The sequence below is a fragment of the Streptomyces sp. NPDC058086 genome (assembly GCF_042885015.1).
Classification (GTDB): Bacteria; Actinomycetota; Actinomycetes; order Streptomycetales; family Streptomycetaceae; genus Streptomyces.
The window spans coordinates 1-8,561 of the sequence record NZ_JBHVST010000202.1 but is presented as its reverse complement, the minus strand read 5'-3'; the positions used below and the strand labels follow the sequence as shown (position 1 = coordinate 8,561).

The following is an 8,561-nucleotide window of genomic DNA, read 5'->3' as shown; positions in this document are numbered from 1 at the left end:
CGCACAGCGCCGGGTACGGGTGCGCTCGGAGGACGTGCACCTCACGCCCACCGAATTCGACCTCCTGGTGTGCCTCGCCAACACTCCGCGCGCGGCTGTTGTCTGCCTGGGTGCCGTACTGGCCGCGTGCGGGGACGGTGGGAGCGGCGGTGGATACGTGGCGGTGGGAGCGCCAGCCGATTCGGGACCCGTCGTGGCCCCGACCGGGAACGTCTCGCTGACCCCGCTGCCCGGGCCCACGCAACCCACGCAACCCACCAAAGGGGCTCCTCAGCAGGGAAGTTCACCCCCGCAGTCCCCACTTTCCGCTTCGCCCGGTGCGGCAGCGAACCGCGGCGACGACAACTCGTCCCGTACGAGCGCCGGTTCGGGCACCGCGTCGGCGCCCCCCGCTCGGCCGACCCCGGGTTCCACGGCAAGTACCAGTCCCCCTGGTACCCCCAGTTCTCCCGGTCCCGTCGGCCCCGCCGTTCTCGACGTGGGCGAGCCCACGCGGGAGCCCACCGACCGGCGCTGGTGCGAGAAGGTGACCGTCTCCTTCCGCAACACCGGTGGCAGCGCCGTGCGTTCGGGCACGGTGATCCTCGGGACGCACATCATCGGGGCGCTCGGCATCAACTGGGCGACGATCGACTCGACGCGGGATCTGCCGGCGCCGATCGCGGCCGGAGCGGGCAGCACGAAGACCTGGACGGTGTGCGTCGACGACTGGCGCGTGCCGCTCGGCATGCACATCGAGACGCGGGACGTGTCCGTCCAGTGGAAGTGACCCGCCTCCACCGGCCCTGCCGGCGGGGCGGGCGGGTTGCCCTTACGCCAGCGCGAGCCACGCCACGGCGGCCACGACCGCCACGGCGACGACGATGCCGATGATCAGGCCGATGCGGGGGCCCGCCGGGGCGGCCGCCTGCTGCTGCCGGGCCTGGGGGCCCTCGTCGACGAAAGCGCGGAACATCTGGGTGCTACCCGCGGGGTCGTAGTTGCCCTCGGGGCCCTGGGTGTTTGCCATGGCCCAGGACCCTAGCGAATACACGCCCCCTACCCAAGCGCCGGGTTCCCCTCGCCCCAGGTTCCCCCGGTTCCGTATGGCGTGGACGGCGAGCTGGATGCCCCCGGCAGGCAGCGTCCCGCCTGGGGCGCGGGCAACTGCGCGCCCAAACCCCACCGGCGGTCGGCCGAAAAGCTCCGGATGAACGGTTCGCGCACATGGAGGCCCCGCGGCGGCGGAGGCGAGGGTGCGGGGGCAGCCCTCGGCGGAGCCGAGGGCCAGGCGTCCAGTCCCCGCGGAGGCGGGGCGGAGCCCTTCGTGGGGCAGGCCAGAGCCCGGGAACGGGATGGGCCCGGCTGTGGGGGTTCCGCCGACCCACAGCGGATTCAAAGCCGTGCGCACCGCCCACCAGCAGGTTTACGTTCGCCAATACTTGCCTTTGCCATCTTTTTAGCCCAGCGGCAGCGATATCGTTTGCCTGCAGCAACCAACTGGATTTATGGTTGCCCCAAGCAACGAATACGGGAGGTGTGATGGCCGAGCAGGCGCAGTACGAGGAATTGGCTCGTCAGCTCAGTGCCATCGGCGCCGTGAAGCGGGAGCTCGGGCGGATCCTGCCGCACGACTGCCCCGCGGGCTCCGCCGCCGTACTGACCCTCCTCGGCCGGCACGGCGACATGCGGATGAGCAAGCTCGCCGAGCTTCTCGCCGTGGACATGTCCGTGACCAGCCGCCACGTCGCCCACGTCGCCGACCGGGGCTGGATCGAACGCCTCCCCGACCCCGCCGACAAACGCTCCCGCATCCTGCGCCTCACCGACGCGGGACGCGAGCAGCTCACCGAACTCTCCCGCCGCTCCTCGCGGCTGTTCGCCGACCGGCTGAGCGACTGGTCCGACCACGAGGTCGGCCTGCTCATCCACCTGATGGGCCGGTTGCGCGAGAGCTTCGGCGACTGCCGTGCCGTACCCCGGCCGCCCTACGTGCCGGAAGCAACCGAACTGACCACCCGTACACCCGCGTAAGACAAGAGAAGGAAGCCCATGGCAACGACCACACCAGCCGGTGTGCGGGCTCACGCCAAGCACGGAGGTGGACCCTCCGACGGCACTCCGATGACACACCGCCAGATCATGGAGGCGCTCTCCGGCCTGCTGCTCGGCATGTTCGTCGCGATCCTGTCGTCGACGATCGTCACCAACGCACTCCCCGAGATCATCGGCGACCTGGGCGGCGGCCAGTCCGCCTACACCTGGGTCGTCACGGCCTCGCTGCTGGCCATGACCGCGACCACGCCCCTGTGGGGCAAGCTCTCCGACCTGTACAGCAAGAAGGCGCTCGTACAGATAGCCCTCGTCATCTACGTGCTGGGATCGGCCGCCGCCGGTCTGTCCCAGAACCCCGGCATGCTCATCGCATGCCGTGTGGTCCAGGGCGTCGGCGTCGGCGGTCTGTCCGCCCTCGCCCAGATCGTCATGGCGGCGATGATCTCCCCGCGTGAGCGCGGGCGTTACTCCGGCTACCTCGGCGCGACCTTCGCTGTCGCAACGGTCGGCGGCCCGCTGCTCGGCGGTGTCATCACCGACACGTCGTGGCTCGGCTGGCGCTGGTGCTTCTACGTCGGCGTGCCGTTCGCGATCATCGCGCTGATCGTGCTGCAGAAGACCCTGCACCTGCCCACCGTGAAGCGGGACGTGAAGGTCGACTGGGGCGGCGCGTTCTTCATCTCCGCCGCGGTCTCGCTGCTGCTGGTCTGGGTCACCTTCGCCGGTGACAAGTACGACTGGGTGTCGGGGCAGACGTACGCGATGGTCGGAGGCGCGATCGTCCTCGGCCTGCTGTTCGTGCTCGTCGAGTCCAAGGCGAGCGAGCCGATCATCCCGCTGCGCCTGTTCCGCAACCGCACCATCACCCTTTCCTCCCTCGCCTCGCTCTTCGTGGGCGTCGCGATGTTCACCGGCACCGTCTTCTTCAGCCAGTACTTCCAGCTGGCCCGGGACAAGTCCCCGACGATGTCGGGCGTCATGACCATCCCGATGATCGGCGGCCTGTTCATCGCCTCCACGGTCTCCGGCCAGGTCATCACCAAGACCGGCCGCTGGAAGTACTGGCTGGTCAGCGGTACCGTCCTGATCACCGCGGGCCTGGGCCTGCTGGGCACCATCCGCTACGACACGACCTACTGGCACGTCGCGATCTTCATGGCGCTGCTCGGTCTCGGCGTCGGCATGACGATGCAGAACCTGGTGCTGTCCACGCAGAACCAGGTGGCCCCGTCCGACCTCGGCTCGGCCAGCTCCACGGTGACGTTCTTCCGCTCCCTCGGCGGTGCGATCGGCGTCTCCGCGCTCGGCGCGATCATGTCCACCCGGATCACCGACTACGTCAAGGACGGCCTGGCCGGCATCGACCCCAAGTACGCGGCCGCCGCGTCCGGTTCCGGCTCCGGCACCATCCCGAACATGGACTCGCTGCCCGCCCCGCTGCGCACGGTCCTGGAGAGCGCGTACGGCCACGGCATAGCCGACGTCTTCATGATCGGCTCCGCCCTGGCGCTGCTCGCCTTCTTCATCGTCCTGTTCATCAAGGAGGTCCCGCTGCGGACCTCGGGCGCGCTGGCCCAGGCCGCGGAGGCGAAGGCCACCGCGCCGGAGGCTTCGGCCACCGCCGAGGCACCCGCCGCCGACGAGAGGATCCCGAGCTGGGCGGCCGTCGCCGAGACGAGCCTCGCCGCCGGACCCGAGGGCACCCAGCGGCTCGCCGCCGTCGCCACCGCGACACGGGAGAGCGCCCCGCTGCCCGCCTCCGGCGGCATCCCGGTCCGCGGTCACGTCCGCGGCGCCGAGAGCGCCCCCGTCCCGCAGGCCGCGGTCACGCTGATCTCGCTCGCGGGACGGCAGCTGGGCCGGTCGGTCGCGCAGGCCGACGGCTCCTACGCGGTGGACGCGCCCGGCACGGGCTCGTACGTCCTGATCGCCTCCGCCGACGGTTTCCAGCCGCAGGCCTCGACGATCATCGTGAACGACGAGCCGGTGGCGTACGACATCCTGCTGAGCGGCACGAGCGGGCTGAGCGGATTCGTCCGGGCCGCCGGGACCGGTACCCCGGTCAAGGACGCCATGGTCATCGTGACCGACGTCCGCGGTGACGTGCTGGCCACCGGGACCACCGGTGAGCAGGGCCAGTTCGCCTTCGCCGAACTGGTCCCGGGTCCGGTGACCATCGCGGTGAACGCGGCCGGCCACCGCCCGCAGGCCCTCCCCGTCGAGGTCGGCGGCGCCGGGGTCACCCGGGTCGAGGTCGAGCTCAGCGCGGGCGCCCAGCTCCAGGGTGTCGTACGGGCCCCCGGCGGTCCCCTGGGCGACGCCCGGGTCACGCTGGTCGACGCGGCCGGCAACGTGATCGGCACCGCCAGGACCGGCATGGACGGCGCGTACGCCTTCACCGACCTGGACGGCGGCGAGTACACCGTCATCGCGACGGGTTACCCCCCGGTGGCGACGGCTCTCACGGTCTCCGGCCGTGGCGTCGACGACCACGACATCACCCTCGCCCACCCCGGCGAGTAGTCGAAACCCCGGCCCGTGGGGACGCGCGCACTCTGAGCGGAGGTGCGCCCCCCACGGGCCGGTCTCATTGCGACCAATTTTTAGTGCTTTGCAGGGAGAAAACGGGATGGGACTGACCGCACGGATTCGCACGCGGGACGGATGGGCCGTGTCGCACGCGGTCGTCACGGTGACCGACATGACCGGGGCGCAGGTGCTGCGCGCCGAGGCGGACACCGAAGGAGCCGTGCACGACCCGACCGTCCTCACGCCCGGCGCGTACACCGTGATCGTGACCGCGGTCGGGTACGCGCCCGCCGCCTCCAGCGCGATCGTCACGGCGAGCGGCCGGGCCGAGATCGGCAATGTGACCCTCGCCCGCCTGGGCGGCAACGAACTGCCGCCGCCCGGCCCCTGGACCGTCGACCCGGCGCACTCCTCCGTCGGCGCCGTCGCCCAGCACCTGGGCATCTCCAGCGTGCACGGCCGTTTCACGGACTTCTGGGCGACGATCGAGATCGCCCCGGACGACGTGTCCAAGTCCCGCGTCGAGGCCGTGATCTCCGCCGCCACGATCGACACCGGCAACGGCATGCGCGACGGCCACCTGAAGTCCCCCGACTTCCTCGACGTCGAGACGTACCCGCAGATCACCTACCGCTCGACCGGCCTGACCCCGGCCGGCTCCGACCGCTGGACCGTCCACGGCGAACTCACCATGCGCGGAATCGCCCGCCCGGTCGACCTGGACCTCGCCTACCTGGGCACGGGCGCGGACCCCTGGGGCGGCACGCGGGCCGCCTTCCGGGCGACGGCCGAACTCCACCGCGAGGACTTCGCCATGAACTACAACCAGGTCATCCAGGCAGGCATCTCGGCGATCGGCACCACGCTGAAGGTGGAGCTGGACGTCCAGGCGGTACAGGGGGAGTCCCTCCCACAGGCGTGAGTCGAGCGCACGTTCCCGGCGGGCGGCCTAGGCTGACTCACATGGCACCGAACATCGCTACGAACACCGCCGTGTCCCTGGACGAACTGCTCGACTTCGTACGCCCCCGCCACCGCGCCATCCTCCTCACCCGCCGTACCGACGGCAGCCCCCAGGGCTCCCCCCTGACCTGCGGGGTCGACGACGCCGGGCGGATCGTCGTCTCGACCTACCCCGAACGCGCGAAGACCCGTAACGCCAAGCGGGACGAGCGTGTCAGCCTGATCGTGCTGAGCGACGAGTGGAACGGACCCTGGGTCCAGATCGACGGCACGGCCGAAGTCATCGACTCCCCCGAATCCGTCGAGCCGCTCGTCGAGTACTACCGGAACATCGCGGGCGAACACCCGGACTGGGACGAGTACCGGGAGGCCATGCTCAAGCAGGGCAAGTCGATCATCCGGGTCACGCCGTTGAAGTGGGGCCCGGTCGCGACGGGCGGCTTCCCGGCCCGGCTCACACCCCAGGAATGACCCGGGAGTGACCCAGGAAGCCGAGGAGGAGCGGGCAGGCCCTAAGCCCGGGCGACCATCGTCTCGATCCCCGCGATCAGCATCTCCAGCGCGAACGTGAAGTCCCGCTCCCGCATCTCCTCGACCGTGTCACCGCCGCGGGCCTCCATGAGGTCCGCGGCGTTCTCGAAATTGGCGGAGAACTGTGGCTGTTCGCCGATCGTGCTCATGGCCTGACGGAAGTACTCGTCCTGGGTCATCCCAGCCGAGGCGCAGCGCTGCACGAAGTGGCCCTCGATGGTGCCGAACCCGTACACGAACTGGAAGACCGCCGAGAGCGCGCCCATCTGGCCGTGCCGGGGCAGGCCGGTGTTGCGGATCACCTGCTGGACACAGAGCGAGAAGGCCATGGAGTGCGGGCCGATGTTCAGGAAGGTCCCGATCAACGGGGACACCCAGGGGTGGCGGACCAGCAGCGCGCGGTAGCCGGTGGCGAGGGAGCGGAGCTGGTCGCGCCAGTCCTCGCCCGACTCCGCGTCGGGCAGCTCCAGTTCGCCGAAGACCGCGTCGAGGGCGAGTTCGAGCAGGTCGTCCTTGGTGTCGACGTACCAGTACACGGACATCGCGGTGACGTTCAGCTCGGCGGCCAGTCGGCGCATGGAGAACCTCGCCATGCCCTCGGCATCCAACAACCGTACGGTGACCTCGGTGATCCGGTCCCGGTCGAGCCCCGACGGCTGACCGCCCCCGCGCGCCGCGGCGCCCCGGGGAGCCTTGCCCTCCAGCCAGACACTGGTCCGCGCCGGACGCTCGGCACGGTCGGCTGCCCTCACCATGGCGCACCTTCCTCGGAACTCGAAACTCGCAACTCATCACTCATGACTCATCACTCGGAACCCTGATGCTAAGCGGGCGCTACGCCGATACCGCCACCGCGGAGTCTGCCCTCTCCGCACGTCGTAGCAACGCCGCGGCCAGCAGTCCACCGAGAAGGACGGCCGCCGCGCCCACCAGTTGGCTGGTCTCCAGGCCCGACGAGAACGCGTCCGTGATCCGCCCGCGCTCCTCGTCCGAGCGCGCCGAGGCCAGTGCCGCCGGGAGCGAGGCCGCCGCCACCGGAATCAGCGTCGCGAACCGGGAGTTGAGGATCGCCCCGAGCACCGCCACGCCGAGGCCGTTGCCGAACTCGGCGAGCGTGCCGTTGACGCCCGCGCCCACGCCCGCCTTCTCCGGCGGGATCGCGCTCATGATGGCGTGTGCCATGGCCGGGTTGGCCACGGCGGCGCCCGCGCCGATCAGCAGCAGCCCGAGCAGTGTGCCGCCGTACCCGTGCGCGGCGAGCGTGGCGATCGACACCAGCCCGGCCGACATCAGCGTCATGCCGAGCGCGATCGACACCGGTGTGCCGAGTCTCGCCGTCCACTTCGCGGAGAGGCCGGAGAAGTTCAGCGCCACGACCGCGAGCGCGAGCGGCGCCGTACGCAGTCCGGCTTCCAGGGGGCCGTATCCCAGGACGAATTGGAGGTGCTGGGTGAGGAGGAAGAGGGCCCCGCCCATGCCGAAGGCGATGAGGACGGCTCCCGCGACGGCTCCGGTGAAGCGCCGGTCGCGGAAGAAGTGCGGGTCGAGCATGGGGTACGGGATCCGGCTCTCCCAGTACGCGAAGGCGGCCAGCACCAGCACGGCGACCGCGTCCGTGGCCAGCACCCGGCCCGACGTCCAGCCGTGTTCGGGGCCGGAGATGATCGCGTACACGAGTGCGGTCATGCCGATCGTGGAAAGCAGCGCTCCCAGAAGGTCGGGGCGGTCCCCGCGGTCCGGGGGTCCGGGGGCTGTCCCCCGGAAAGACGCGGCCTTCGACTCCGGTACGAGGGCCACCACCGCGGCGAGGCCCAGGGCCACCACCGGCAGGTTGATCAGGAAGATCGCGCCCCACCAGAAGTGGTCCAGTACGAAGCCGCCGAGGAGCGGTCCGGCCGCGAAGCCGAGGGCGTTGACGGCGCTCCAGATGCCGATGGCCTTCGGGTGCTCCGCGGGGGTGAAGATCTGCATGGCGACGGCGAGCGTGGTGGTCAGCAGGAGCGCGCCGCCGACGCCCATTCCGGCCCGTGCGGCGATCAACTGGCCGGTGGAGTCGGCGAGTCCGGCCACCACCGAGCCGATACCGAAGAAGACGAGCCCCGTGATCAGCATCTTCTTGCGGCCGTAGCGGTCGGCCGCGCTGCCCGCCGTGAGCAGCAGCCCGGACTGCACCAGCGAATAGGCGTTGATCATCCACTGGATGTCGGAGGTGGCCGCGCCCAGCTCCCGGGTGAGGGAGGGGATCGCGACGTTCAGGACGGTGTTGTCGAGCAGCACGGTCAGTTGGGCGAGGCAGATGACGCCGAGGATCAGCCAGCGTTGGGGGTGGCCTTGTGCCTGATCCTCGGGGTGCCCTGGGGGAGTCGTGGACATGTTGTACACCGTAGAATAGTTCCCATACGGCGTACAACGCGATTCCTCTGGCGTAGGAAAGGGCGGTGGCCCGGAGCTGGATCGCTCCCGGCCCCCCCCCCGCGGGCCCCGCGAGCCGGGGGGGGGCGGGC

Annotated in this window: 8 protein-coding genes and 1 pseudogene; 6 read left to right on the top strand and 3 right to left on the bottom strand. The window is 70.6% G+C overall.

Going from position 1 to position 8,561, the window contains the following annotated elements:
• Positions 1 to 101: pseudogene (locus ACFVWD_RS56285) on the top strand (DNA-binding response regulator); the annotation flags it as partial.
• A gap of 377 nt (positions 102 to 478) precedes the next feature.
• Complete coding sequence (locus ACFVWD_RS56280) at positions 479 to 769, top strand: hypothetical protein (protein WP_389606780.1); 291 nt, start codon at positions 479 to 481, stop codon at positions 767 to 769.
• A gap of 42 nt (positions 770 to 811) precedes the next feature.
• Here ACFVWD_RS56280 and ACFVWD_RS56275 read toward each other — a convergent pair whose 3' ends face one another.
• Positions 812 to 1,009, bottom strand: a complete 198-nt coding sequence (locus tag ACFVWD_RS56275; protein ID WP_054235117.1) for a hypothetical protein — start codon at positions 1,007 to 1,009, stop codon at positions 812 to 814.
• 512 nt (positions 1,010 to 1,521) lie between these two features.
• On the opposite strand from ACFVWD_RS56275, the gene ACFVWD_RS56270 reads away from it, so the two are divergent.
• From ACFVWD_RS56270 to ACFVWD_RS56255, 4 genes are all read left to right on the top strand, one after another.
• Positions 1,522 to 2,013: a MarR family winged helix-turn-helix transcriptional regulator gene (locus ACFVWD_RS56270; protein ID WP_067377003.1), complete on the top strand. Its 492-nt coding sequence runs from the start codon at positions 1,522 to 1,524 to the stop codon at positions 2,011 to 2,013.
• A gap of 18 nt (positions 2,014 to 2,031) precedes the next feature.
• A complete protein-coding gene (locus tag ACFVWD_RS56265) occupies positions 2,032 to 4,557 on the top strand; it encodes an MFS transporter (protein WP_389606778.1) in 2,526 nt (841 codons plus the stop codon).
• Between the two features lie 106 nt (positions 4,558 to 4,663).
• Complete coding sequence (locus ACFVWD_RS56260) at positions 4,664 to 5,485, top strand: YceI family protein (protein ID WP_389606776.1); 822 nt, start codon at positions 4,664 to 4,666, stop codon at positions 5,483 to 5,485.
• A gap of 41 nt (positions 5,486 to 5,526) precedes the next feature.
• Positions 5,527 to 5,997 carry a PPOX class F420-dependent oxidoreductase gene (locus ACFVWD_RS56255; protein ID WP_389606775.1) on the top strand — a complete coding sequence of 157 codons (471 nt, stop codon included), beginning with the start codon at positions 5,527 to 5,529 and terminating at the stop codon, positions 5,995 to 5,997.
• A 41-nt stretch (positions 5,998 to 6,038) separates the two neighbouring features.
• Here the strand turns inward: ACFVWD_RS56255 and ACFVWD_RS56250 are convergent, their stop codons facing one another.
• Together ACFVWD_RS56250 and ACFVWD_RS56245 are read right to left on the bottom strand one after the other, a co-directional pair.
• Positions 6,039 to 6,812, bottom strand: coding sequence for a TetR/AcrR family transcriptional regulator (locus tag ACFVWD_RS56250; protein ID WP_389606773.1), 774 nt, complete (start codon positions 6,810 to 6,812; stop codon positions 6,039 to 6,041).
• A gap of 79 nt (positions 6,813 to 6,891) precedes the next feature.
• Positions 6,892 to 8,430 (bottom strand): MFS transporter, encoded by a 1,539-nt coding sequence (locus tag ACFVWD_RS56245; protein WP_389606771.1) that lies wholly within the window; start codon positions 8,428 to 8,430, stop codon positions 6,892 to 6,894.
• Positions 8,431 to 8,561 lie beyond the last annotated feature (131 nt).